Annotated in this window: 20 protein-coding genes; 6 read left to right on the top strand and 14 right to left on the bottom strand. The window is 68.7% G+C overall.

Annotation, left to right across the window (positions count from 1 at the left end):
* Nucleotides 1-225 precede the first annotated feature (225 nt).
* From AC1RWI_RS09690 to AC1RWI_RS09665, 6 genes are all read left to right on the top strand, one after another.
* Nucleotides 226-1,815, top strand: a complete 1,590-nt coding sequence (locus tag AC1RWI_RS09690; RefSeq protein WP_492865962.1) for a DUF1302 domain-containing protein — start codon at nt 226-228, stop codon at nt 1,813-1,815.
* A gap of 105 nt (nt 1,816-1,920) precedes the next feature.
* Nucleotides 1,921-3,249, top strand: a complete 1,329-nt coding sequence (locus AC1RWI_RS09685; protein ID WP_419188922.1) for a DUF1329 domain-containing protein — start codon at nt 1,921-1,923, stop codon at nt 3,247-3,249.
* Nucleotides 3,250-3,334: 85 nt separating this feature from the next.
* Nucleotides 3,335-4,117, top strand: a complete 783-nt coding sequence (dmpE, locus tag AC1RWI_RS09680) for a 2-oxopent-4-enoate hydratase (RefSeq protein WP_043355862.1) — start codon at nt 3,335-3,337, stop codon at nt 4,115-4,117.
* Between the two features lie 55 nt (nt 4,118-4,172).
* Nucleotides 4,173-5,084, top strand: a complete 912-nt coding sequence (locus AC1RWI_RS09675; RefSeq protein ID WP_492865960.1) for an acetaldehyde dehydrogenase (acetylating) — start codon at nt 4,173-4,175, stop codon at nt 5,082-5,084.
* A gap of 10 nt (nt 5,085-5,094) precedes the next feature.
* Nucleotides 5,095-6,126 carry a 4-hydroxy-2-oxovalerate aldolase gene (gene dmpG, locus AC1RWI_RS09670; RefSeq protein WP_492865958.1) on the top strand — a complete coding sequence of 344 codons (1,032 nt, stop codon included), beginning with the start codon at nt 5,095-5,097 and terminating at the stop codon, nt 6,124-6,126.
* Nucleotides 6,127-6,275: 149 nt separating this feature from the next.
* Nucleotides 6,276-6,509 carry a type II toxin-antitoxin system Phd/YefM family antitoxin gene (locus AC1RWI_RS09665; protein WP_043355867.1) on the top strand — a complete coding sequence of 78 codons (234 nt, stop codon included), beginning with the start codon at nt 6,276-6,278 and terminating at the stop codon, nt 6,507-6,509.
* Nucleotides 6,510-6,722: 213 nt separating this feature from the next.
* Here the strand turns inward: AC1RWI_RS09665 and AC1RWI_RS09660 are convergent, their stop codons facing one another.
* The 14 genes from AC1RWI_RS09660 to AC1RWI_RS09595 all read right to left on the bottom strand — a co-directional run bounded on the left by AC1RWI_RS09660 (nt 6,723) and on the right by AC1RWI_RS09595 (nt 23,253).
* The gene (locus AC1RWI_RS09660) at nt 6,723-7,799 is read right to left on the bottom strand and encodes a 3-ketosteroid-9-alpha-monooxygenase, oxygenase component (protein WP_492865955.1); all 1,077 of its coding nucleotides are present in this window, start codon (nt 7,797-7,799) and stop codon (nt 6,723-6,725) included.
* 142 nt (nt 7,800-7,941) lie between these two features.
* Nucleotides 7,942-9,132 carry an NADH:flavin oxidoreductase gene (locus AC1RWI_RS09655; RefSeq protein WP_043355869.1) on the bottom strand — a complete coding sequence of 397 codons (1,191 nt, stop codon included), beginning with the start codon at nt 9,130-9,132 and terminating at the stop codon, nt 7,942-7,944.
* On the bottom strand, nt 9,129-11,591 hold the full coding sequence (locus AC1RWI_RS09650) for an efflux RND transporter permease subunit (RefSeq protein WP_492865953.1): 2,463 nt from the start codon (nt 11,589-11,591) through the stop codon (nt 9,129-9,131). Before AC1RWI_RS09650 ends, AC1RWI_RS09655 begins: the two co-directional genes overlap by 4 nt.
* 55 nt (nt 11,592-11,646) lie before the next feature.
* On the bottom strand, nt 11,647-12,627 hold the full coding sequence (locus tag AC1RWI_RS09645) for a WD40/YVTN/BNR-like repeat-containing protein (RefSeq protein ID WP_492865951.1): 981 nt from the start codon (nt 12,625-12,627) through the stop codon (nt 11,647-11,649).
* Between the two features lie 72 nt (nt 12,628-12,699).
* The gene (locus tag AC1RWI_RS09640) at nt 12,700-13,902 is read right to left on the bottom strand and encodes an acetyl-CoA C-acyltransferase (RefSeq protein WP_043355877.1); all 1,203 of its coding nucleotides are present in this window, start codon (nt 13,900-13,902) and stop codon (nt 12,700-12,702) included.
* A gap of 19 nt (nt 13,903-13,921) precedes the next feature.
* A complete protein-coding gene (locus AC1RWI_RS09635; RefSeq protein ID WP_043355879.1) occupies nt 13,922-14,377 on the bottom strand; it encodes a MaoC family dehydratase in 456 nt (151 codons plus the stop codon).
* 305 nt (nt 14,378-14,682) lie between these two features.
* Nucleotides 14,683-15,501 carry an SDR family oxidoreductase gene (locus tag AC1RWI_RS09630; RefSeq protein WP_052495109.1) on the bottom strand — a complete coding sequence of 273 codons (819 nt, stop codon included), beginning with the start codon at nt 15,499-15,501 and terminating at the stop codon, nt 14,683-14,685.
* A 5-nt stretch (nt 15,502-15,506) separates the two neighbouring features.
* A complete protein-coding gene (locus AC1RWI_RS09625; RefSeq protein ID WP_052495110.1) occupies nt 15,507-16,742 on the bottom strand; it encodes an acyl-CoA dehydrogenase family protein in 1,236 nt (411 codons plus the stop codon).
* 2 nt (nt 16,743-16,744) lie between these two features.
* Nucleotides 16,745-17,977, bottom strand: a complete 1,233-nt coding sequence (locus AC1RWI_RS09620) for an acyl-CoA dehydrogenase family protein (protein WP_492865948.1) — start codon at nt 17,975-17,977, stop codon at nt 16,745-16,747.
* A gap of 14 nt (nt 17,978-17,991) precedes the next feature.
* A complete protein-coding gene (locus AC1RWI_RS09615) occupies nt 17,992-18,867 on the bottom strand; it encodes an SDR family oxidoreductase (RefSeq protein WP_043355882.1) in 876 nt (291 codons plus the stop codon).
* Nucleotides 18,868-18,917: 50 nt separating this feature from the next.
* Entirely contained in the window at nt 18,918-20,069 is a 1,152-nt protein-coding gene (locus tag AC1RWI_RS09610; RefSeq protein ID WP_492866073.1) for an acetyl-CoA C-acetyltransferase, read from the bottom strand.
* Nucleotides 20,070-20,091: 22 nt separating this feature from the next.
* Nucleotides 20,092-21,201: an acyl-CoA dehydrogenase family protein gene (locus tag AC1RWI_RS09605; protein ID WP_492865946.1), complete on the bottom strand. Its 1,110-nt coding sequence runs from the start codon at nt 21,199-21,201 to the stop codon at nt 20,092-20,094.
* 54 nt (nt 21,202-21,255) lie between these two features.
* On the bottom strand, nt 21,256-22,425 hold the full coding sequence (locus tag AC1RWI_RS09600) for an acyl-CoA dehydrogenase family protein (RefSeq protein WP_492865944.1): 1,170 nt from the start codon (nt 22,423-22,425) through the stop codon (nt 21,256-21,258).
* A gap of 9 nt (nt 22,426-22,434) precedes the next feature.
* Nucleotides 22,435-23,253, bottom strand: coding sequence for an enoyl-CoA hydratase family protein (locus AC1RWI_RS09595; protein WP_052495112.1), 819 nt, complete (start codon nt 23,251-23,253; stop codon nt 22,435-22,437).

Below are 23,253 nucleotides of genomic sequence, written 5' to 3'. Positions count from 1 at the left end.
GGCGATGCCCGACGCTATCGCGCATGCCGCCGCGCGTCATCCTCCGTTCGGACTAGCGGCGTGCCCGCGCGTCGCGCCGCTGGCCATCGCCTAGGGGAAACCGTCTAGTCCGTTCTGACGATTCCGGGCCCTGCCCCGGTCATTACGCTTTCCATCAAAGAAGAAGCCACAAGACGTGCCAGGTCAATGCATCACCGCGCATCACCAACACCATAGGGAAGACATATGCAAGCGTCACAAACGGGTACAACGCAGGGTACACCGCAGGGTTCACCGCATCGCAAGCGCAGGCTGCGGCCAGCCGCCATCGTGTCAGCCATCGCCGCGGCGATCACACCCAACGCCTGGGCCGGCAACACCATCGATCTCGGCAACGATACGTCGCTGAACTACTCCTTTACCGCCACCTACGGCGCCGCGGTCCGCACCGGCGCGCCGAGCGGCGCACTGCTGTCACCGTCCAACGTCAACGGCGACGATGGCGACCGCAATTTCAAGCGCGGCGACATGATCGCCAACCGTGCCACCCTGCTTGGCGAAGCCAATCTGCAGCGCGGCGAGTTTGGCGTGTTCGTGCGCGGCAGCGCCTTCTACGACCGCGCCTATCGCACCTCGAATTCCAACGATGCGCCGGCCACCGTCAACCACAGCGGCGCCTTCAACGCGTTCACCGATTCGGCGCGCTACTACCACGGCCAGCGCGCGCAACTGCTGGACGCCTACGCCTACGGCACCTTCGGCATCGACAGCACACGCCTGAACGTCAAGGTCGGCAACCAGGTGGTGGCATGGGGAGAGAGCCTGTTCTTCCCCAATATCGCCGGCGCCCAAGGCCCCGCGGACGCCACCAAGTCCTTCGTGCCGGGCGCCGAGGTCAAGGACATCCTGCTGCCGGTACCCCAGCTCGCGCTGCAATGGCAGGTCAATCCCGATCTCAGCCTGCTCGGCTACTACCAGTTCACCTACAAGTCCAACCAGCTGAGCGCACCCGGCAGCTACTTCAGCACCAGCGATATCGTCGGCCCCGGTGCGCAGTACATCATCGGCCCGGGCGGCTTCCAGATCCCGCGCGGGCCGGACATCAACCCGTCCAACTCCGGCCAGTGGGGCCTGGGCACGCGCTTTCGCGTGTTCGGCGACACCGAGCTCGGCCTGTACCAGTTGCACTACCACGACAAGAACCCGAGTGTAGTGACCTCGCTGTTCCCGACACTGCAATACCAGCAGAAATTCTTTGGCGACATCAACCTGACCGGCGCCAGCTTCTCCACCCAGATGCTTGGCGCCAATATCGCCGGGGAAGTCAGCTACAAGGACGGTGTGCCGGTCCTGGTCAACGTGGCCGGATCGCCCACAGCCACCCGCGGCAAGGTGCTGCAGGGGCAGCTCTCGGCCATCTACGCCATCGGGCCGAGCTTCCTGGCCAACTCGCAGAGCCTGCTCGGCGAAATCGCCTACCAGCACGTCGTCGGCGTGACACCGGTCAACGGCTTCAGCACGCTGACCAACACCACCAACTCGGCAGCGCTGCAGCTCGGCTGGTCGCTGACCTACAACAATGTCTTCGACGGCTGGGACATGACGGTGCCGCTCACCTATGCCCAGGCCCTCAGCGGCAAGTCGGCCGTGGCCGGCGCCTTCGGCTCCCTGACCGGCTTCGGCGACCGCCGCGCCAGCGTGGGCGTGACCTTCAAGTACCTCAACAACCTCGAACTGAACCTCACCTACGCCATGTTCATGGGCGGCGCCAACACCCTCAACCGCCCGCTGGCCGACCGCGACTACGTGGCATTCAACGCGAAGTACTCGTTTTAACGTTTTGCGGGGCCAGTGCCCGCGAGGGCCGGCCTCATTCCCAGGAGCGCACTCATGCAACAGCATACGAAGACAACGATCCGCGGCACGCTGCTGGCGGCCAGCATGATGCTGGCTGTCGCCGCCTACGCCAAGGTGACACCGGATGAGCTCAAGCAGCTCGATGACAAGCTCACGCCCATGGGCGCGGAACGCGCCGGCAGCAAGGACGGCCAGATCCCCGCCTGGAGCGGGAAGTGGCTTGGCGTGCCAGCGGGGGTGCAGTGGAAGCGCGGCGAGCGCTATCCGGACCCCTACGCCGCGGAGAAGCCGCTCGCCGTCATCACCGCGCAGAACATGGCGCAATACGCCGAGCACCTGACCGAAGGCACCAAGGCCTTGTTCAAGAAGTATCCCGATACCTTCAAGATGCCGGTCTACCCGAGCCACCGCGATTTCCGCTACGAGGACGCGGCCTACAAGAATATCCGCCTGCTCGCCCCCGAAGTCAGCATGACGGCGGACGGCAATGGCCTGAGGAACGCGCCGCCGCAAGCGCCGTACCCAATCCCCAAGAGCGGGCTGGAACTGATGTGGAACTTGCGCTTCGCCTCCTCCATCGGCACGGAATCGGCCACCTACGGCCAGGCGGTGGTGTACCCGGACGGCAATATCGCCTGGGGCCGCGTGCGCTACAACATCTTCTCGCCGCGCAACGCAGCCAGCTTCGACGCAAAGAGCGCGCTCAACAGCAAGACCTTTTTCCGCCAGGCTACCGAGCTGCCGCTGCGTGATCGCGGCACGTTGCTGGTGGGCTATGAGCTGTGGGACCAGGAAGGCGCCAACACCCGCCGCACGTGGCAATACAACCCCGGCACGCGGCGCGTGCGGCAAACGCCGGAGTACGGCTTCGACCAGCCCTCCGGCCCGGGCGGCTTCCGTACCGTCGACGACGACCGGCTCTTCAATGGCTCTGGCGAGCGCTACAACTGGAAGGTGGTGGGCAAGAAGGAAATCTATGTGCCCTACAACAACTACAAGCTGATGAGCACCGCGGTGAAGTACCAGGATATCCTCGGCAAGGGCCACGCCAACCCGGACCTGATGCGCTACGAGCTGCATCGCGTGTGGGTGCTGGAGGCCTCGCTCAAGGAAGGCTTCCGCCACCAGTACGCCAAGCGGGTGCTGTACATCGACGAGGACAGCTGGAGTGCGGTGATCGCCGAGAACCATGACGCGCGCGGGCAGCTGTGGCGGGTCAACCTGGCCGGCTCCGTGTACGCCTACGATGCCCAGCGCTTCTACACGACCACGGCGTTCTATCACGATCTGGTGTCGGGTGCCTATTTTGCCGATCGCCTGACCAACGAAGAACCGATGCCGGTGCTCAACCACAGCCCGGAATTCAACGAGTCCTACTTCTCGCCGGACGCCGTGCGCGGCTCGGGCACCTGATACCGGCCCCCCGGCCTCACCGCAGGCTCGCGCGGACCCATGCCAATGGCATCGGTCCGCCGCGGCCATCCAGTCCCTTCCCGCCATGAAACCTGACCTGATCGCCTCGCTAGGCGAGGAACTCCACCAGGCGCTGACCGCGCGCGTGCCGGTCGCACCCCTGAGCGGACGTGGCGACCCGATCACGGTGCGCGACGCCTACCGCATCCAGCAACAATTCGTCGCGCACCGTCTGGCACACGGCGACCGCATCACCGGCAAGAAGATCGGCGTCACCAGCCTGCCGGTGCAGCAGATGCTGGATGTGCACCAGCCCGATTTCGGCATGCTGCTGGCCAGCATGCGCTACCCCGACGGCCAGCCCATCCCCGCCGCCACGCTGATCCAGCCGCGCGCTGAGGGCGAGATCGCCTTCTTTCTCAAGCGCGACCTGCGCGGCCCCGGCGTGACCCGCGCCGACGTGCTGGCCGCCACCGAAGCGGTTTCCGCCTGCTTCGAGATCGTCGATTCGCGCATCCTCGACTGGCGCATCCGCATCGAGGACACCGTGGCCGACAACGCCTCCTGCGGCGCCTACGTGCTGGGCGAGGAGCGCGTAAGCCCGGCCGGCCTCGACCTTGCCGGCTGTGCCATGACGCTGGAAAAGAACGGCGTCGTGGTCGCCACGGGGCAAGGCAGCGCCGCCCTCGGCCACCCCGCCGAAGCGGTGGCCTGGCTGGCCAATACGCTGGGCGCGCTTGGCATCGGCCTGCTCGCCGGCGAGACCATCCTGTCCGGCTCGCTCGCGGCGCTGATTCCGGTCGTTGCCGGAGACCGCCTGCACCTGCGCATCGACGGCATCGGCAGTTGCAGCACCCGATTCACCTGACTCACCTGACTCACCTGAACTCTCCCACCCTGCCCGCTCCAAGCAAGGAAGCCCCATGGCAAAAATCAAGTGTGCCCTGATCGGCCCCGGCAATATCGGCACCGATCTGCTCTACAAGCTGCGCCGCAGCACCATTCTGGAACCGGTGTGGATGGTCGGCGTCGACCCGGCCTCCGACGGCCTCGCCCGGGCCCGCGAACTGGGCCTGAAGACGACCGACCAGGGCCTCGACGGCCTGCTTGCGCACCTGGCCGCCGACGACATCCGCATCGCCTTCGATGCGACCTCGGCCTACGTGCACCGCCAGCACTCCGACCTGCTCACCGCGCGCGGCGTGCGCGTGATCGACCTGACGCCGGCGGCCATCGGCCCCTTCTGCGTGCCGCCGGTCAACCTGGACGAACACCTCGGCAGCAATGCGATGAACGTCAATATGGTCACCTGCGGCGGCCAGGCGACCATTCCCATGGTGTATGCGGTATCGCGCGTGCAGGCGGTGGCATATGGCGAGATCGTCGCCACCGTTTCCTCGCGCTCGGTCGGCCCCGGCACGCGCCGCAACATCGACGAGTTCACCCGCACTACCGCTGGCGCCATCGAGCAGGTGGGCGGCGCGCGGCAGGGCAAGGCCATCATCGTCATCAACCCGGCCGAGCCTCCGCTCATCATGCGCGACACGATCCACTGCCTGACCGAGGACGAGCCGGACGTGGATGCCATCACGGCGTCGGTCCACGACATGATTGCCGAGGTGCGGCAATACGTGCCCGGCTATACGCTCAAGAACGGCCCGGTCTTCGACGGCAAGCGCGTTTCCATCTTCATGGAAGTCGAGGGCCTGGGCGACTACCTGCCCAGGTATGCCGGCAACCTCGACATCATGACCGCCGCCGCCGCGCGCACCGCCGAGCGCATCGGCGCCGCCATGCTGCGCGGCGCGTTGCCCGCCGTGGCCACTACCGCATAAGGAGCAAGAGATGAGCCAACGCATTACCGTGCACGACATGACCCTGCGCGACGGCATGCACCCGAAGCGCCACCAGATCTCGCTCGACCAGATGAAGACGATCGCCCGCGGCCTGGACGAAGCCGGCGTGCCGCTGATCGAGGTGACCCACGGCGACGGCCTGGGCGGCGCCTCGGTCAACTACGGCTTTCCCGCGCATAGCGACGAAGCGTACCTGCAAGCCGTGCTGGGCGAGCTCAAGCAAGCCAAGGTCTCCGCCCTGCTGCTGCCGGGCATCGGCACCATCGAACACTTGCGCATGGCGCATGAACTGGGCGTGCACACGATCCGCGTAGCCACCCACTGCACCGAAGCCGATGTCTCCGAGCAGCATATCGGCATGGCGCGCAAGCTCGGCATGGACACCGTGGGCTTCCTCATGATGGCGCACATGGCGCACATGGCGCCGATGGCGACGCTGGTGGAACAGGCGCTGCTGATGGAGTCCTATGGCGCCAACTGCCTCTACATCACCGATTCGGCGGGGCATATGCTGCCGCACGACGTCACCGCCAAGCTGACGGCCGTGCGCCAGGCGCTCAAGCCGGACACCGAACTGGGCTTCCATGGCCACCACAACCTCGCCATGGGGATCGCCAACTCGCTGGCGGCCGTGGCCTGCGGCGCCACCCGCATCGACGCGGCCGCCGCCGGGCTGGGCGCTGGCGCCGGCAATACGCCGATGGAAGTCTTCGTGGCGGTCTGCGAGCGCATGGGCATCGAGACCGGCGTGGACGTGTTCCGCATCGCCGACGTGGCCGAAGACCTGGTGGTGCCCATCATGGACCAGCCGATCCGCATCGACCGCGATGCGCTCACGCTGGGCTACGCCGGCGTGTACTCGTCTTTCCTGCTGTTCGCCAAGCGCGCCCAGGCCAAGTACGGCATTCCGGCGCGCGAGATCCTGGTCGAGCTGGGGCGCCAGCGCCTGGTGGGCGGGCAGGAGGACATGATCGAGGACACCGCCATGACGCTGGCACGCGAGCGTGGGTTGCTGGCCTGACGGCACGCGGCGGCGCACGCACTTGCCCTCGTCACCTCCCGTGGCCTGGGCAGATGCCTGTATCGTCACCCGCCGCCAAAAGAAGGTTCGAATCTGCCGGTCATCTTGATTTAGAGTATGTGACCATGGTCATACGATCAGGAGCAGAGATGGCGAGGCAAGTCTCAAAATCGGACTTCAAGGCACATGCGCTGGCGTACTTCCGCCAGGTTGAGGACTCGGGCGAACCGCTGGTGGTGACCAACCACGGCAAGCCGGTTCTCGAGGTCCGGCCGTATCGGAGTCCTTCACGTAGCCCGCTGGAAATCCTGCGCGATTCCGTGGTGCGCTACGACGCACCGACCGAGCCGGTGGACGCCGATGATTGGGAGGCGGCGCAGTGACCGTCCTGGACACGCGCGCGCTCGTCTGGTGGGTGAGTCGCGGCACTGGTGGCGCGCGAGCGCCTTGTCCGCCGGTGACGAAGGACGAGAAGATCCGCGCCTACCCGCACGTCAAGACGATCTGGTAACGGCTCCCGTAGCCGGTCGCGCGCTGTGCCGTAACGCAGCGCCGAGCGGGCGCGGCGGGCCAGGAGGCCCCCGCGTCCGGTATGCCTACCCCTCAAACACGTGATGCAACGCCGGCGGCTCGATCCCGGCAATATTGAGCTCGAACTTGCGCCGCTCCACACTGCCTGGCGGCACGCTTTCAATGTCTGTGTAGAACTGCCCGTACCAGTCGCGCATCTGGTAGATCGGGCCGTCGCCCTCGCACAGCAGCGGGTTGTCGATGCGGATCTTGCTGTCCCAGATCACGACGTCTTCGTAGAAGGCGCCGCGCGCCTGCTCCACGTAAGCCTGCGCCATGGCGCGGTTCTGCGCATCCGACAGGCCCGGCACGCGCTTGACCAGCACGCCGTAGCGCAGCTCGAAGCTGTTGGCGTCCACCGGCACATGGCAGTTGAGCAGGATGGAGTGGATGGGCTGGTCACCCATGCGCCCGCTCATTTCGGTGATGTGGTACGCGGGGCCGAAATAGGTGGAGAGCGCGGTCAGCTGGTCATCGCCCGAGAGCCTGGCGCTGCGGCCGATCATCAGCTGCGTTCCCTTGTGGCCCTCGAACAGGTTGGCGAAGTAGTCGACCGGTGCGCCGTGCACCGTGCCGAAGTGGGCCATGTCGGAGATATTGTCGACCAGTTCGCGGCAGTTGGTGTGGATCAGCATCTTGTCCAGCGCCCAGTCCGACCACTCGTCGGAGAAGCACGCCTCGATGCGCGGGATGGCCACTTCCGGCGGCGGCGCGTTGCCTTGCGGGTCGTGCCAGATGAACAGCAGCTTGTTCTGCTCGCAGGTGGTCCAGCTGCCGATGCGCGCCTTGGGCGGCACCCGCTTGCAGTAGGGGATCGATTTGCAGCCGCCGTCGCCGCCCCATTGCCAGCCATGGAACGGGCAGGCGATGTTGTCGCCCTGCACGGTGCCCGTGCTGAGATCCGCGCCCATATGGGGGCAATAGCCGTCGATGATCTTGATATTGCCGGCCGAGTCGGCAAAGGCGGCGAGTCGCCGGCCGAAGATGTCGAGCCTGTGAGGTTGGCCATCCCTGTAGTCGGCCGCCAGCCCGAGGCAATGCCAGCCGCGCGCGAAGCGTGCCTGCGGCGGCCGGGATTCAATCTTGTAGCCTTGTGTGGACATGTCTTCTCCTGATAGTTCTATGCGGCCCGCCGCGCCGGCGCCCCGGCGCCGGACCCCGGGCCACGCACCACGATACGGACCGGGCACGCGCGGTTCATCGTCCCTTCGGACTAGCCCCGGCCTTGCGGCCCGGAGCGCCACTTCAGCCCTGCGCCAGCGGGCAGCGCACGCCCCCGGGCGCATCCAGCAGTGCCACGCAGCGGTTGCAGTGCGTGCAGCCGCTGGCGTGACGATCGTCCGCGCGCAGGCGCTCGACGAAATGCGCGTCATGCAGCAGCGGGCGGCCCAGCGCGACGGCGTCGAAGCCTTCCTGGTCCAGCACGCGGCTCACGTCCTCGCCGCTGGTGACACCGCCCAGGTAGATGAGGGGGATCTCCACGGCATCCCGCACGCGCCGTGCCTGATCGAGGAAGTACAGCGGGGCGAAAGGCTGCGATGCAAACAGCGACGGCCCGGCCAGCCGGAAGAAAAACCGGTACAGGCGGCTGCGCTCGTTGCGGATCATGTCCGGCAGTGGGCTTTGCCCGCGGAACAGGTACATCGGCGAGCGGCTGACAAAGCCACCGCTGAGCTCGATGGCATCGATGCCGCCCGCGGCAAGCAACCGGCAGGCTTCGACGCTGTCGCCGACATGCACCCCGTTGGGCAGGCCGTCGTCCAGGTTGAGCTTGGCCAGCAACGCCATGTCGCCGCCCACCGCCTCGCGCACCGCGGCAAGTACGCGCAAGGGCAGCCGCATGCGCCTGGCAAGGCTGCCACCATACTCGTCCGTACGGCGGTTGGTGGCCGGGCTGATGAACTGGCTGAGCAGGTAGCCGTGCCCCATGTGGATCTCCAGCGCATCGAAGCCAGCGGCCTTGAGCAGCGATGCACTGGCGGCATAATGCGCCACCACCTGCTCGATATGGCTCGACCGCATGGCGCCCGCGATGGGCTCCCCGGCCAGCAAGCCGTAGTCATTGAGCGTCACGGACGGGCCGCGCGAACGCTCCCCGAAAGGGCGCTTCAGCCGCGAGAACGCACCCGCGTGCGCAAGCTGGGCGGATACCCGCCCGCCGGCCGCATGCACGCCGTGCGCCAGCCGGCGCAGCCCGGGCATGGCGGCCTCCCCCACGACGATCTGGTCATCGAAGGTGCGGGCGCCGGGCGCCACCGCGCAATAGGCCACCGTAGTGAGCGCGGCGCCGCCGCGGGCGATGCCGGCATGGAAATCGGCGAGCGCGGCGCTTGGCTCCCCGGCCGGCGCGCGCCCCTCGAAGGTCGCCGCCTTGATGAAACGGTTCGGCAGCGTGACGCCCGCCAGCCGCAGCGGCGTGAAGGCGCGGGCGCTCATATCGCGTCCGACTTGAGCGCGCGCTCGCCGGCTGCGGCCATGTCGCCCGCGTGAGCCGGCGCACCGGCGCCATGCCCTTTGGCGCGTGCGCGTTCCTCTTCCTCCACGCCCAGCCAGCTGGCCAGCGCCGGCAGCAGGAACACCGCGCCAAACAGGTTGACCATGAACATGAAGGCCAGCAGGATGCCCATGTCCGCCTGGAACTTGAGCGCGGCGAAGGCCCAGGTGCCCACCCCGATGCACATCGTCATGGCCGTGAACAAGGCGGCCGTGCCACGCTGGCGCATGGCTTCGGCGAACGCCTGCGGCAAGCCCTGGCCTTCGTCGCGCAGCTGGTGCTGCATGCGCTCATACAGATAGATGCCGTAGTCCACGCCCACCCCCACCCCCAGCGTGATCACCGGCAGCGTCGAGACCTTCAGCCCGATCCCCAGCCGCGCCATCAGCGCGTTGCACAGGATGGACACCAGCGTCAGCGGCACGATGATGCAAAGCACGGCGCGCCAGGAGCGGAAAGTCAGCAGGCATAGCAGCGTGATGGCGCCGAAGATCGCCAGCAGCATGGTCACCTCCGCCTCTTCCACAGCTTCGTTGGTGGCCGCCATCACGCCGATATTGCCGCCGCCAAGACGGAAGGCCACGTTGGGCGTGTGGTCGGCGGCGATGAAGCGCTGGATTTCCTTCACGATGTGGGCAATCGTGGCCCCTTCGTGGTTGGCGGTGTAGATCAGCACCTGGATCGCCTGGCAGTTCGACGTGTTCATGCCGTTGTCCGGATCGAAGGCCTTGGCGCCCTGGCTCAGGCCCTCGCTATTGCGCGGCAATGCCTCCCAGCGCGGATTGCCTTCGTTGTAGGCCCCGATCACCACCTTGGCCAGCGAGGGCACGCTCACCACCGATTGCACCCCGGCCACGCCGCGCAGGTTCATCTCGAAGCGCTCCACCGCGCTCATCACCGGATAGTGCAGGCAGGCATCGTCGAAGCCCTTGGGTTCCACCACCACCGTGAGCACGTCCACACCGATGTTGTACTGGCCAACGACCTTCTCGCTGTCGCGGTTGTAGCGGGAGTCGGCGCGCAACTCGGGCGCGCCATTGCCGATATCCCCGACCTTGAGCCCGCGCGATTGCAGCGCGCCCACCGCCAGCAGCGCCAGCGACACACCGAACACCGCCAGCGCCGGCCCCGGCCGGGCAAAGCGGCCGAACCGGTCCCAGAAGGCGCCGTGCCGCCCGGCGCGCACGCGGGCAGCCGCCACCACGCCCGGTTCCAGGCGCGTGTACGACAGCAGCAGCGGCAGGAACACCTTGTTGGTCAGGATCATCAACAGCACACCCAGGCACGCGGTAATGCCCAGCTCGCGCACGATCTCGATCTCGATGCGCATGATCACCATGAAGCCCAGCGCGTTGGTCAGCAAGGCCACTGTGCCCGGGATAAAGAGCTTGCGGAAAGCCGCGCGGGCGCTCTCGACCGGGTCGTGGCCCAGCACCACCTCCTGCTTCCAGGCATTGGTCATCTGCACCGCGTGCGAGACCCCGATGGAGAAGATCAGGAACGGCACCAGGATCGACATCGGGTCGATGCCGTAGCCCAGCAGAGGCAGCAAGCCCAGCAGCCAGGCCACCGGCAGCAGCGCCACGACCAGCGCCAGCAGGGTGATGCGCAGCGAGCGCGTGTAGCCATACAGCATCAGCGCCGTCACCACGAAGGCCAGCGCGAAGAACACCATCACGCCGGCGATGCCCTCCTCCACATCGCCCACCAGCTTGGCAAAACCGATGACGTTGACCTCGACGTCGGGGCCGGCAAAGCCGGCGCGGATCTTCTCCAGCTGGCGCGCCACTTCGCCATAGTCGAGCGCCTTGCCGCTAACGGGATCGACTTCGCGCAGTTCGGCCCGGATCAGGGCAGACTTGAGATCATTGCTGACCAGGCGGCCGATCTGGCCGGAGCGCGCCACATTGCGGCGCACCTGGTCGAGCTGCTCCGGCGAACCGGAGAACCGCCCCGGCACCACCACGTCACCGCGAAAGCCCGCCTCGGTCACCTCGGTGTAGCGCACGTTCGGCGTGAACAGCGAGAACACGCGCGCGCGGTCCACCCCGGGGATGAAGAAGACCTCGTCGGTGGCCCGGCGCACCTTGTCCATGAAGGCCTGGTTGTAGATATCGCCGTCGCCCTTCCAGCGCAGGCTGACCAGCACGGTGTTGGCGCCCGAGAAGGTGCTGGCGTACTTGCCCAGCACCTGCATATAGGGATGCTGGAGCGGGATCATCTTGTTGAAGCCCGGATCGAGCCGCAGGCGCGTGGCGGACAAACCCATCGCCACGGTCATCGCCAGGCACAGCACCAGCAACAGGCGGCGGCGGCGGATCAGCAGGTCCGCGCAACGCGCGACGAAGCGGCTCAGGCGGGTTGTCGTGGCCCGGGGGCCGGAGATTTCGGGGCGGGTCATGGCGTTCTCGCTTCTATGCAATGCGGTGAGGTGCGCTGTTGGTGCGGCGGCGGGATCAGGGCGCGGCGTCCGGCGCCAGGGTGAAGCGGGCAATCCCCGCGTTGCCGGCCAGCGTCAGGACATGCCCGCCGGCAGCCGGGATGAGCGCGGCCAGCGTCTGCGCGCCGCCGCCCGACACCGGCTTGAAATGGCGCCCGCCATCGGCCGAGACGGCCAGCATGCCGCCCTGGCCGGCCACCGCGATGCGGCCGTCGGCGAGTTGCACGCCACCGAAGAACGAGGTCTTGAGCCCCACCTCGGCGGCCTCCCAGGTCGCGCCGAAGTCGGCGCTGCGCAGCACGTTGCCGCGCATGCCATAGACCAGCCAGGCGCCACCGCGCAGCGGCAGCACGCCGTAGAGCGAGCCCGCGTAGGGCACCTTGACCGCTTCCCAGGTGCCACCGCCATCGGCCGAGCGCAGCACCAGGCCGTTCTCGCCCACCAGCATCATGCGGCCCTGGCTATCGCCGGCGATGCCGTTCAGGTGCTTGTCCTGCATCTGCGGCGTGGCGGCGGACTGCCAGTGCGCGCCCTGGTCGTGCGACACCAGGAAGCGCCCGAAGCTGCCGATGGCGAACCACGGTCCGGCCGCCTCGCCCCAGACGCCCAGCAGGGGGTCCGGCTGCGCCGCATCGAAGGCTACTTGCCGCCAATGCTCGCCGCCGTCGGTGGTGCGCAGGATCCAGCCGCCGTGGCCTACCGCCACACCGACCCTGTCGTCCTTGCCGAGCGCGAAGGCAAGCTGCGTGAGCGCGGCGCCATGCTCGGGCGTCACGCTGGCGCGCCGCCAGTGCGCACCTTCGTCGTCGCTGAGCAGGATGGTGCCGCGCTCGCCCACCGCTACCAGGCGGCTGCCGGCCCGGGCGATGCCATTGAGCTGCAGCCGGTCCGCTCGCAGCGCGGTCGCGGCGAAGGCTGGCAAGGGCCGCGGCGAGAAGGACCATGCCGCGGCGGCCAGTACCGTCAGCGACATGGCGATGCCAATCACTTTTTTCATTGTCGTCTCCTCCGTGCCGGGGGGCATGGCCGGCCTTGTGCCGGCCGCTCGCACTGCCACCGGCAATGGCCGCTACAGCACGTCGAACAGCGCGGCGGCGCCCATGCCGCCGCCGACGCACATCGTCACCACCGCATGCGCGGCACCGCGCCGGCGCGCTTCGAGCAAGGCGTGCGCGGTCATGCGCGCGCCCGACATCCCGAACGGATGCCCGATCGCGATGGCGCCGCCGTTGACATTCAGGCGCGCGTCGGGAATGCCGAGCGTGTCCCGGCAGTACAGCACCTGGCAGGCAAAGGCTTCATTCAGCTCCCACAGGCCAACGTCCTTGACCGTCAGGCCGTGGCGCGCCAGCAGCCTGGGCACGGCGAACACCGGGCCGATGCCCATCTCATCCGCCGCGCAGCCAGCCACGGCCATGCCGCGATAGCGCCCCAGCGGGCGCAAGCCACGGCGCTCGGCCTGTTCACCACTCATCAGCAGCACGGCGGCGGCGCCGTCCGACAGTTGGGAGGCATTGCCCGCGGTGATGTGGAGCCCTTGCGGCACCGTGCGCCCGCCACTCCATACCGGCTTGAGCGCGGCCAGGCTGTCGGCGCTGGTATCGGGCCGGTTGCATTCGTCCAGCGCGAGGCGCACGGTTTCGTACCCGGTGAGCGCGCCCGCCTTGTCGAACAGCGCGCGGCGGGTCTCCAGCGGCACGATCTCGTCGTCGAACAGGCCCTGGCGCTGCGCCTCGGCGGTGCGCTGCTGGCTGCGCAGCGCGTATTCGTCCTGCGCGGCCCGGGCAATGCCATAGCGTTGCGCCACCACTTCGGCGGTCTCGATCATCGCCATATAGGCGTCCGGCTGCCGCGCCAGCACCGCCTCGGATTGCGCGCGATAGGCGTTCTTGTGCTTGTTCTGCGTCAGCGAGATCGACTCGGCGCCGCCGGCCACCACGATATCGGCCTCGCCGCAGATGATGCTTTTCGCCGCCGTGGCGATGGTCATCAGCCCCGACGAGCACATGCGGTCCATGGTCATGCCCGGCACGCTGTCGGGCAGGCCCGCCGCCACCGCGCACAGCCGGCCCAGGTTGTAGCCCTGCGTGCCCTGCTGCGCGGCGGCGCCGATCAGTACATCGTCGACCTCGGCCGGGTCGATCCCCGCCCGCTCCACCACGGCGCGCACCACGTGAGCGCCCAGCGCCGGCGCCTCGGTATCGTTGAAGGCGCCGCGGAATGCCTTGCCGATGGGCGTACGCGCCACGGCGACAATGACTGCTTCTCTCATGCTGCTTTCCTTGGAAGGATCAAAAGTAATAGCGGCTGATGGTGTCGGCCACGCAAGCGGGCTTATCCTCGCCCTCGATTTCCACGCTGACGCGCACCACCGACTGCACACCGCCGGGCAGCGCCTCTGCGCGCACCAGTTCGCCCACGCCACGCAGGCGCGAGCCGACCCGCACCGGCGCCGGGAAGCGCACCTTGTCGCAGCCGTAGTTGACGCCCCAGCGCAGGTTCTCCACCGTCAGGATCTCCGGCAGGAACTGGTTGACCAGCGACAGGGTGAGGTAGCCGTGCGCGATGCAGGCACCAAAGGGGCCTTGCGCGGCGCGCCCGGGATCCACGTGCAGCCATTGGTGGTCGCCGGTGGCCTGGGCAAAGCCGTCGATGCGCGCCTGCGTGATGACGGTCCAGGCGCTGTGTCCCAGTTGCTCGCCCACGGCGCGCATCAGCGCCTCGGCGCCATTGAATACTCGTGTCATGCCTCTCCTTGCCTTGCTGCTTCCCTGTTGCGGGGTTCCTGCTCCGCACCGTCGCCGATCTCCATCGCTGGTTTGCTCCCCTCTCCCACTTGTGGGAGAGGGGCCGGGGGAGAGGGTGGGCGCTCGTCACGCTGTCGTGCCGTCAAAAACCACGGGGCTTCGCTTCAAGTGGCTCCTAGCTAAGCCACCCCTCTCCCCGACCCTCTCCCCCTGAGGGGAGAGGGAGAGACAGCCGTCGTCATGGCACGCGGTTTTGGCCCGTTCTTCGGCTTCGGCCGATGCCTCTGGTTTTTCTCCGATAGCCGCTACGCCCGCTGGCTGCTGACTGGCAACACTTCGCCCGTCATGTACGACGCATAGTCGCTAGCCAGAAACACCATCACGTTCGCCACCTCCCACACCTCGGCCGCCCGCCCGAACGCCTCGCGCGAGGCCAGCTCCCGCAGCAGCTCCGCTGGCGCCGACTTGCGCAGGAAATCGTGCAAGGCGATGCTCGGCGCCACCGCATTGATGCGCACGCCGAACTCCGCAGCCTCCACCGCGCTGCAGCGTGTCAGCGCCATCACGCCGGCCTTGGCGGCGGCGTAATGGGCCTGCTCCTTCTGCGCTCGCCAGCCCAGCACCGAAGCGTTGTTGACAATCACGCCGCGCCGGCGCGCCTGCATATGCGGCAGCATGGCCCGCGTCATGCGGAAGGTGCCGGTAAGCGTAATGTCGAGCACCCGCGACCATTCGGCATCGTCCATCTCGACTATGCGGCGCGAGCCGCCCAGCCCGGCGTTGTTGATCAGCACATCGGTGCCGCCCAGGGCCTCCTCGGCCGCCGCCACCAGGGACCGCACCTGGGCCTGGTCGGAGACGTCACAAAGCTGGCCATGGATCGCCTGCAGGCCGGTTTCGGCGCGCAGGGTTGCCACGGCCTCGTCGAGCCGCTTCTCATGGATATCGGAGATCATCAGCGCGCGGCAGCCCTCCTCCGCGCAGCGCCTGGCGGCAGCGAAGCCGATGCCCGCGCCGGCGGCGGCGGTAATCAGCACGCTCTTGCCGGCCAGCAGCTGGTGGCCGGCCACATAAGCCGGCGGTGGGATCGGGGTGCCGGCCATGGCCGGTTGCTTGTCTGCCATTTCAGTCATGACTGTCCTCTGGCCTCGCGGGGCATGCCCAGCCCGCGCTCGGCGATGATATTGAGCTGGATTTCGTTGGTACCGGCGTAGATGGTGTCGGCGCGCGAGAACAGCGCCATCTGCTGCAGGCGCGTGCGGCGCGCGTCGGCTTCGTCGATCCGGTTAGCGTTGGGGCCAAGCACGTCGAGCGCGAGCTGGCCCAGGTCGCGGTGCCAGTTCGACCAGTAGTACTTGTAGATCAGGGTCTCGCGCTGCAACGGCGCGCCGCCATCGCCGCCACCGCCGCCACCGCCCTGCTCCGCGCCTTCCAGCATGCGCAGCGCGTTGTAGCGCATCACCCGCAGGCCGGCCCAGGCGCGCGCCATGCGCTGGCGCAGCGCCGCGTCCTGCCAGGCGCCGTTCGCGCGCGCGGCCTCGGTGATCCAGCCCAGCTCGTGGGTGAACTGCATCTGCTGGCCCAGGGTGGAGATGCCGCGCTCGAAGCCCAGCAGCGCCATGGCGATGCGCCAGCCGTCGCCCGGCGCGCCCAGCACATCGGCGGCGGCGGCGCGTGCGCCATCGAAGAACACCTCGTTGAACTCCACGCCGCCACCCATCTGGCGGATCGGGCGGATCTCCACGCCCGGTTGCGCCAGCGGCATCAGCAGGAAAACCAGGCCCTTGTTGCCGCGCGACGCCGGATCGCAGCGCGCCAGCACGAAGATCCAGTCCGACTCGTGGGCCAGCGAGGTCCACACCTTCTGCCCGCTCACGCGCCAGTCGCCGGTGGCAGGATCGCGCTCGGCGCGGGTGCGCACATTGGCGAGATCGGAGCCGGCGCCCGGCTCCGAGTAGCCCTGGCACCAGAATTCGGTGCCGTTGCGGATGCCCGGCAGGAAGCGGGCCTTCTGCGCCTCGCTGCCGAAGGCGATCAGCGTGGGACCGATCAGCCCTTCGCCGATATGGCCCATGCGGCCGGGGCCGCCGGCACGCGCGTACTCCTCCTGGAAGATCACCTGCGACATCACCGGCAAGCCGCGCCCGCCGTGCGCCTGCGGCCAGCCCACGCAGGTCCAGCCGCCTTCGGCCAGGCGGCGCTCCCAGGCCTTGCGCAGCCCGGGATGCGCCTCTTCGTCGCCGGGGCCGCCGCGATGCTTCAGGCAGTCGAATTCGCCGCGCAGGTTGGCGGACATCCAGTCCGCCACCTGCGCGCGCAGTTGCGCCTGCCCGGCGCAGGCGCTTTGGTTTTCCATCGAGTCCATGCTTATCCTTGCAGTGCTGAGTCTGCGCATGCGGCCGGCAAGCCATCTGCGATGCAAGCGAGCGCGGCCGCCGAGCCCCCCAGCCAGCCGCCGGCGGCTTGCGCGCGCTTGAAATAGAGCTGGGGGTCGTACTCCCAGGTAAAACCCACGCCACCGTGCAACTGGATGGCCTCCTGGGCGCAGAAGGCGAAGGCATCGCCGGCGGCAAGGCGTGCCGCGGCTACATCGAGCCTGGCTGTGTCCATCGCGCCACCTGCAGCGCCACCTGCCGCACCCGCCTGCCAGGCCCGCGCGGCGCCATGCACCGCGGAGCGCGCCGCCTCCACCGCCACCATCATCTGCGCGCAGCGGTGCTTGACGGCCTGGAAGGCGGCGATCGGCCGGCCAAACTGGATGCGCTCGGCGGCATAGGCCACGGTAAGGTCGAGGCATTGCTGGGCGCCGCCGAGCTGCTCGGCGGCGAGCATCAGGCTGCCGTGCCACACGGCCGCGCCGACTCCCGCCGCCACCCCGGCGCCTTGCGCCAGGCAAGCGTTCGCGTCCACACGCAGCCCGTCGAAGACGAGATCGGCCAGCGGGCGGGTACGGTCCAACACGTCCAGGCGGCGCAGCCCGAAGCCTGGCTGGCCTGCCAGCGCTGCGGTTTGCAGCAGGAACAGCGCCGGCTGCCCTGCCGCGTCACCGCACAGGCGCGCGGGCACCAGCAGCCAGTCCGCGCCAGCGGCGTCGAACACCTGCGCAAGCTGCCCGTCCAGCACAAAGCCATCCCCGGCCACGGCGGCAGTGACGCTCAGCGCATCGGCATCGAGCAAGCCGTGCGCGCAGGGCGCCATCCAGGCAGGCAAGGCGAGCGCAGCCCGCGCCTCGCCCTGCGCCAGCCGCGCCAGCCACGGCGCGGCGGCCTCGGGCGCGAGGCTGCCCGCCAGCGCCGGCGCCGCCAGGCAGATGGCCGACCAGTACGGCACGCAGGCCAGCCGCTGGCCCATCTGCTCCATCAGCAGCGCCAGCTCGACAGCGCCCAGCCCGGCGCCGCCGGCCGGCTCCGGCAAGGCGATGCCACACCAGCCCAGCTCGCCGGCCATCTCCCGCCACAGGGCGGTGTCATGGCCGTCCCGCGCCGCGCCGGCAACCGCATCCACCACCCGCCGGACCGCCGCCGAATCGCTGCGCACGGCCAGGAAATCGCGCGCGGCGTCGCGGATCATTTGTTGTTCCAGGGAGAGCGTGAAGCGCATCGTGCGTCCTCGCCTCAGGTGCCGTAGACGCGTTGCGCGGGCTCGGCGCGGGCGAGCAGCACGTCGATCACGCCCCCCAACTCGGCCGCTTGCCAGCGCGCGCCCTTGTCGGTGCTCACGCCGGTGCGCCAGCCTTGCGCCACCGCCACCATGCCGCCCGACGCCTCGAACACGCGGCCGGTGACATGGCGCGAGGCCCGGCTGCCAAGCCAGACCACCAGCGGCGCGATATTGGCCGGGTCGTAGTAGTCGAAGCCTTCGGCCGGCGCCTTCATCACCTGCGCGAACACGTCTTCGGTCATGCCGGTGCGGGCCGCCGGCGCGAGCGCGTTGGCGGTGATGCCATAGCGCTCCAGCTCCGCCGCCTGCACCAGCGTCAGCGCGGCAATGCCGGCCTTGGCGGCGGCGTAGTTGGACTGACCCACCGAGCCTTGCAGCCCGGCGCCGGAGCTGGTGTTAATGATGCGCGCATCGACCGGCCGCCCGGCCTTGGCCGCGTCGCGCCAGCGCCGCGCCAGCAAGTTGGCCAGGCAGAAGTGGCCGCGCAGGTGCACGCGCATCACCTCGTCCCAGTCCGCCTCGCTCAGGCTGACGAACATGCGGTCGCGGCAGATGCCGGCGTTGTTGACCAGCACATGCACCTCGCCAAAGGCCGCCAGCGCGGCATCGACGATGCGCTGGGCCGTGGCCAGTTGCGTGATGTCGTCGTCGCTGGCGAGCGCCTGCCCGCCTTGCGCGCGGATCTCCCCGCATACCGCCTCGGCCGCCTCGCGGCGAATATCGTTGACCACCACGCTGGCGCCTTCGGCGGCGAAGGCCAGCGCGTAGGCGCGCCCCAGGCCACCGCCGGCGCCGGTGATGATGACGGTCCGTGCGTCGCAGATTCCCATGTCGCTACTCCCCTTATCCGTTGCTTGCGCCAATGCCCCGGGAACCCGGCTCACAGGCGCTCAATGATGGTGACGTTGGCCAGGCCGCCGCCCTCGCACATGGTCTGCAGGCCATAGCGGCCGCCCGTGCGCTCCAGTTCGTGCAGCAGCGTGGTCATCAGCCGCGCGCCGGTTGCGCCCAGCGGATGCCCCAGCGCGATGGCGCCGCCGTTCGGGTTGGTGCGCTCGGCCGGGTAGCCGGTCTCGGCCAGCCAGGCCATCGCCACCGAAGCAAACGCCTCGTTGATCTCCACCACGTCGATGTCTTCCCAGCGCAGGCCGCTGCGCGCCAGCGCGCGTTTCGTGGCGGGAATGGGCGCGGTCAGCATCCACAGCGGGTCGTCGCCCATCACGCTCATATGAGCGATGCGCGCGCGCGGCGTGAGTCCGTAGCGCTTGAGCGCATCTTCGGAGACCACCAGCAGTGCCGCCGCCGCGTCCGCGGTCTGGCTGGAAACCGCGGCGGTCAGCGCGCTGCCGGGCATCAGTGGTTCGAGCGATGCCATCTTGGCGAGCGTGGTATCGGGCCGCGGCGTTTCGTCGTGGACCACGCCTTCGCAAGGCACGATCTCGCGCTGGAAGCGGCCGCTCTCGATGGCCTTGGCTGCGCGCTGGTGGCTTTGCAGCGCATAGGCCTCCATCGCCTCGCGCGACAGCTGCCAGTGCCTGGCGATGCGCTGCGCGGCGTGGAACTGCGACACCGGCTGGTCACCGAAACGCGCCTGCCAGCCCCTGCTGCCGGAGAACGGATCGGCAAAGCCAAGCGCCTGCCCGGCCAGCATGGCCGATGAAATCGGGATCTGCGTCATGGTCTGCACGCCGCCGGCGATGACCACGTCCTGGTTGCCGCTCATCACCGCTTGCGCGGCGAAGTGCACAGCCTGTTGCGACGACCCGCACTGGCGGTCCACGGTCACGCCGGGCACGGCCAGCGGCAGCCCGGCGGCCAGCCAGGCGCTGCGGGCGATATTGCCGGCCAGCGGCCCGATGGTGTCGACGCAGCCGAACACCACGTCGTCATACTCCGCAGCCGGGATGGTGTTGCGGCCCACCAGCTCGGCCAGCACGAAGCCGCCAAGGTCGGCCCCGTGCATGTGTGCCAGGCCACCCTTGCGGCGTCCGGTCGGGGTGCGCAGCGCGTCGACGATATATGCATCTCTCATGGTCATTCGGTCATTCCGCCTGTCAAAGGGTTGATGCCAAGTTGGCTGTAGTGGCAAAGGTGGCAAAGGTGGCGCCGGCCCCGATCGGCACGGCCGCCCCGAGGATGTGCGCGTCCACGCGCGCCTTGTGCAAGGCCCGGTCGCCCCAGCTGTCGGCCAGGGCCCAGGCGCGCTTCATGAAGATCTGCAGGTCCAGCTCCCAGGTGTAGCCCATCGCGCCGTGCACCTGCATGGTGTTGCGTGCCGCGAGCAGCGCGGTGCGCGTGGCGGCCAGCAGCGCGTGCGACACATGCAGCCCGGCGGTGCCATGGCCTTGCGCCAGCGTGCAGGCCGCGCGGTACACCACCGGCTTGGCGAATTCGTGCTGGATGGCGACATCCGCCAGCAGGTGCTTGAGCGCCTGGTTGGCGCCGATGGCCTTGCCGAACTGCTTGCGCTGGATGCTGTAGTCGATGGCGATATCCAGCATGCGTTGCGTCAGGCCGAGCATCTGCGCGGCGACGCCGAGCGCACCGCGATTGAGCGCGGCTTCCCACACGGGCTTCGCGGCCGTCGCGCTCAGCACCAGGCTGCCGGCGTCCGGCGCCCAGCCGAGCGCGAAGAGCCGGCGTGAAGGATCGAGGCTGGCATGCGCGGTGAGCGTGGCCTGCGCCGGCAGCACCAGGTGCAGCGCGCCGCCGTGCTCGCACAGGATGGCATCGGCGACGTGGGCGTCAGCCACCAGGGCCTGGCCCGGATGCGCCACCGCCACGCGCGCACCGCCGTGCGCGATGCGGCGCAGCCAGCTTTCGCAGCGCTCGCGGATGCCTGCGTCCTGCGTGGCGGCGTGGCAGTCCGACAGCATGCCGGCCGCTACCAGCGCGGTGTCCAGCAGCGGCTCGGCCAGCGCGAAGTAGCCGCACTCCTGCGCCAGCGGCGCCCATTCGGTTTCGGACAGCCCCAGGCCGCCGCAAGCCTGCGGCACCAGCAACGCCGTCAGGCCCTGCGCGGCCAGCCTCTGCCAAAGGGCATCGGAGCGGCCGCTGGCGCTGCTCCACTGTTCCCGCGTCAGCTCTGGCGTCACTTCGGTCATCAGGAAGCGCCTGATTGACTCGACGAACTGCTGCTGCTCTTCGTTGAATGCGAATTCCATCGTGGTTCACGGTTGGGTCAAGGACGATGTCAGACTGGCTGCCGCCGCGCGCGCTCAGGCGCGCGGCATCCCCAGCAGGCGTTCGGCGACGATGTTGCGCTGGATCTCATTGGTGCCCGCGTAGATCGGCCCCGCCTGCGCGAACAGGAAGCCGTCCAGCCAGGCACCGAGCGTGCCTTGCGCCGCGTCTTGCGCGGGCACCAGTTCACCGCGCTGGCCGAGGATCGCCAGCGCGGTTTCGTGCATGCGGATATCCAGCTCGGACCAGAACACCTTGTTGGTGCTGGACTCCGCGCCGATATGCCCGCCCTTGGCCAGCCTGCTGGCGGTGGCGTAGGTGGATAGCGCATAGGCCTCGGTATCCATCCAGGCCCGCGTGACGGCGTCGCGCAATGCGGGGTCGCGGTCGGCCGATTCCCGGTGTTCCTGGTAGAGCCGGACCAGCGCGCGCGCGGTCTCCTGGAAGCGCGCCGGGGAGCGCAGCATCAGCCCGCGCTCGAAGCCGGCGGTAGCCATCGCCACCTGCCAGCCCGCCCCCTCCGCCGCCAGCCGGTTCTCCGCCGGCACCCGCACATCGTCGAAGAAGATCTCGGCAAAGCCGGTCAGGCAGTTCAGCTGGCGGATGGGCCGCACCGTGATGCCGGGCGTATCCAGCGGCATCAGCAGGAACGTCAGGCCGTGGTGGCGCGACGACGCGGGATCGGTGCGGAACAGGCCGAACAGCCAGTCGGCCCAGACCGCGCGGGTCGACCAGATCTTCTGCCCGTTGAGCACGTACTCGTCGCCCTGCCGGATGGCGGTGCAGCGGATCGCGGCCATGTCGGAGCCCGCGTTCGGCTCCGACCAGCCCTGCGCCCACACGTGCTCGCCGGCGGCCATGCGTGGCAGGAAACGCGCCTTCTGCTCCGGCGTGCCGAACTCCATCAAGGTCGGCCCGAGCAGGAAGATGCCGTTCTGGTTGACGCGCATCGGCGCGCCAGCCCGCCAGTACTCCTCCTCGAAGATCAGCCATTCGATCAGGTCGCAGCCGCGTCCGCCCAGTTCCTTGGGCCAGGTCACCATGCTCCAGCGCCCCTCGTACAGGGTGCGCTCCCAGTCGCGATGCTGCGCGAAGCCTTCGGCGGTGTCGAAGCTGGCCAGCGGCGCGCGCGGCACGCGCTCGGCCAGCCAGGCACGGATCTCGGCGCGAAAGGCCTGCTGGCGTTCGGTGTATTCGAGATGCATCGGGCAACCTCAGGCGTTGACAGTGGAAGCCTGCGCCGCGAAGCGCGCTTCGCGCCCTTCCACGAAGGCGGCGCGCGCCTCGTCGGAATCCGCGCTCATATAGGCTTGCAGCGTGAAGCCCTGCTCCCAGCGGTACTTGTCCTCCAGGTTGCCGTCCTCCACGCCGTTGAGCGCCTCCTTGGCCAGGCGCACCATGGCCGGGCTTTTCTGCGCGATGCGCCGCGCCATCTCCAGCGCGGTATCGCGCAGCGCCGTGCGCGGCACCACCCGCTCCACCGCGCCCAGGCGGTAGGCTTCGGCGGCGTCGATCATGTCGCCGGTGAAATACATCGCCCGCACCTTCTGCACGCCAAACATGCGCTGCAGGTGGGCACCGCCGCCCATGGCGCCACGGTCGATCTCGGGCACGCCGAAGCGCGCGCACTCGGCGGCGATCAGGATATCCGCCGCGCCGCAGATGCCGATGCCGCCACCAAGCACGAAGCCGTGCACCGCCGCGATCACAGGCTTTGGATTGCGATGGACCGCGCGGAAGGTGACGTAGTTGCCGGCGTTGACCGCCACGATGCGCTGCGGGTGGGCCGCCAGCTCCTTGATGTCGACCCCGGCGCAGAAACCCCGGCCCTCTGCGCGCAGCACGATCACGCGCACGGCGTCATCCCTGCCGAGCCGCTCGATGGCCGCCGCCAGCGCATGCCAGCCCGCGCTGTCCAGCGCGTTGACCGGGGGATGGGCGATCGCCAGTTCCGCCACGCCGTCCCGCACCTCGATGTGAAAGGGCTCGTTACCGGCCAGTGCTACAGGCTCGCTTGATCTCGTCGTTGTCAT

It is taken from the genome of Cupriavidus sp. MPR-AND1C, assembly GCF_058809705.1.
The sequence above is the reverse complement of the archived record's forward strand: the minus strand, read 5'-3'. Positions and strand labels throughout refer to the sequence as shown.

Bases quoted from the DNA above. Each gene is read 5' to 3' on its own strand.
- AC1RWI_RS09650 (WP_492865953.1), bottom strand. From the start codon at position 11,591: ATGACCCGCCCCGAAATCTCCGGCCCCCGGGCCACGACAACCCGCCTG.
- AC1RWI_RS09685 (WP_419188922.1), top strand. From the start codon at position 1,921: ATGATGCTGGCTGTCGCCGCCTACGCCAAGGTGACACCGGATGAGCTC.
- AC1RWI_RS09645 (WP_492865951.1), bottom strand. From the start codon at position 12,627: ATGAAAAAAGTGATTGGCATCGCCATGTCGCTGACGGTACTGGCCGCC.
- AC1RWI_RS09630 (WP_052495109.1), bottom strand. From the start codon at position 15,501: ATGGCAGACAAGCAACCGGCCATGGCCGGCACCCCGATCCCACCGCCG.
- AC1RWI_RS09675 (WP_492865960.1), top strand. From the start codon at position 4,173: ATGGCAAAAATCAAGTGTGCCCTGATCGGCCCCGGCAATATCGGCACC.
- AC1RWI_RS09690 (WP_492865962.1), top strand. From the start codon at position 226: ATGCAAGCGTCACAAACGGGTACAACGCAGGGTACACCGCAGGGTTCA.
- AC1RWI_RS09595 (WP_052495112.1), bottom strand. From the start codon at position 23,253: ATGACAACGACGAGATCAAGCGAGCCTGTAGCACTGGCCGGTAACGAG.
- AC1RWI_RS09665 (WP_043355867.1), top strand. From the start codon at position 6,276: ATGGCGAGGCAAGTCTCAAAATCGGACTTCAAGGCACATGCGCTGGCG.
- AC1RWI_RS09610 (WP_492866073.1), bottom strand. From the start codon at position 20,069: ATGAGAGATGCATATATCGTCGACGCGCTGCGCACCCCGACCGGACGC.
- dmpG (WP_492865958.1), top strand. From the start codon at position 5,095: ATGAGCCAACGCATTACCGTGCACGACATGACCCTGCGCGACGGCATG.
- AC1RWI_RS09640 (WP_043355877.1), bottom strand. From the start codon at position 13,902: ATGAGAGAAGCAGTCATTGTCGCCGTGGCGCGTACGCCCATCGGCAAG.
- AC1RWI_RS09660 (WP_492865955.1), bottom strand. From the start codon at position 7,799: ATGTCCACACAAGGCTACAAGATTGAATCCCGGCCGCCGCAGGCACGC.
- AC1RWI_RS09605 (WP_492865946.1), bottom strand. From the start codon at position 21,201: ATGGAATTCGCATTCAACGAAGAGCAGCAGCAGTTCGTCGAGTCAATC.
- AC1RWI_RS09615 (WP_043355882.1), bottom strand. From the start codon at position 18,867: ATGGGAATCTGCGACGCACGGACCGTCATCATCACCGGCGCCGGCGGT.
- AC1RWI_RS09600 (WP_492865944.1), bottom strand. From the start codon at position 22,425: ATGCATCTCGAATACACCGAACGCCAGCAGGCCTTTCGCGCCGAGATC.
- AC1RWI_RS09655 (WP_043355869.1), bottom strand. From the start codon at position 9,132: ATGAGCGCCCGCGCCTTCACGCCGCTGCGGCTGGCGGGCGTCACGCTG.
- AC1RWI_RS09620 (WP_492865948.1), bottom strand. From the start codon at position 17,977: ATGCGCTTCACGCTCTCCCTGGAACAACAAATGATCCGCGACGCCGCG.
- dmpE (WP_043355862.1), top strand. From the start codon at position 3,335: ATGAAACCTGACCTGATCGCCTCGCTAGGCGAGGAACTCCACCAGGCG.
- AC1RWI_RS09625 (WP_052495110.1), bottom strand. From the start codon at position 16,742: ATGGACTCGATGGAAAACCAAAGCGCCTGCGCCGGGCAGGCGCAACTG.
- AC1RWI_RS09635 (WP_043355879.1), bottom strand. From the start codon at position 14,377: ATGACACGAGTATTCAATGGCGCCGAGGCGCTGATGCGCGCCGTGGGC.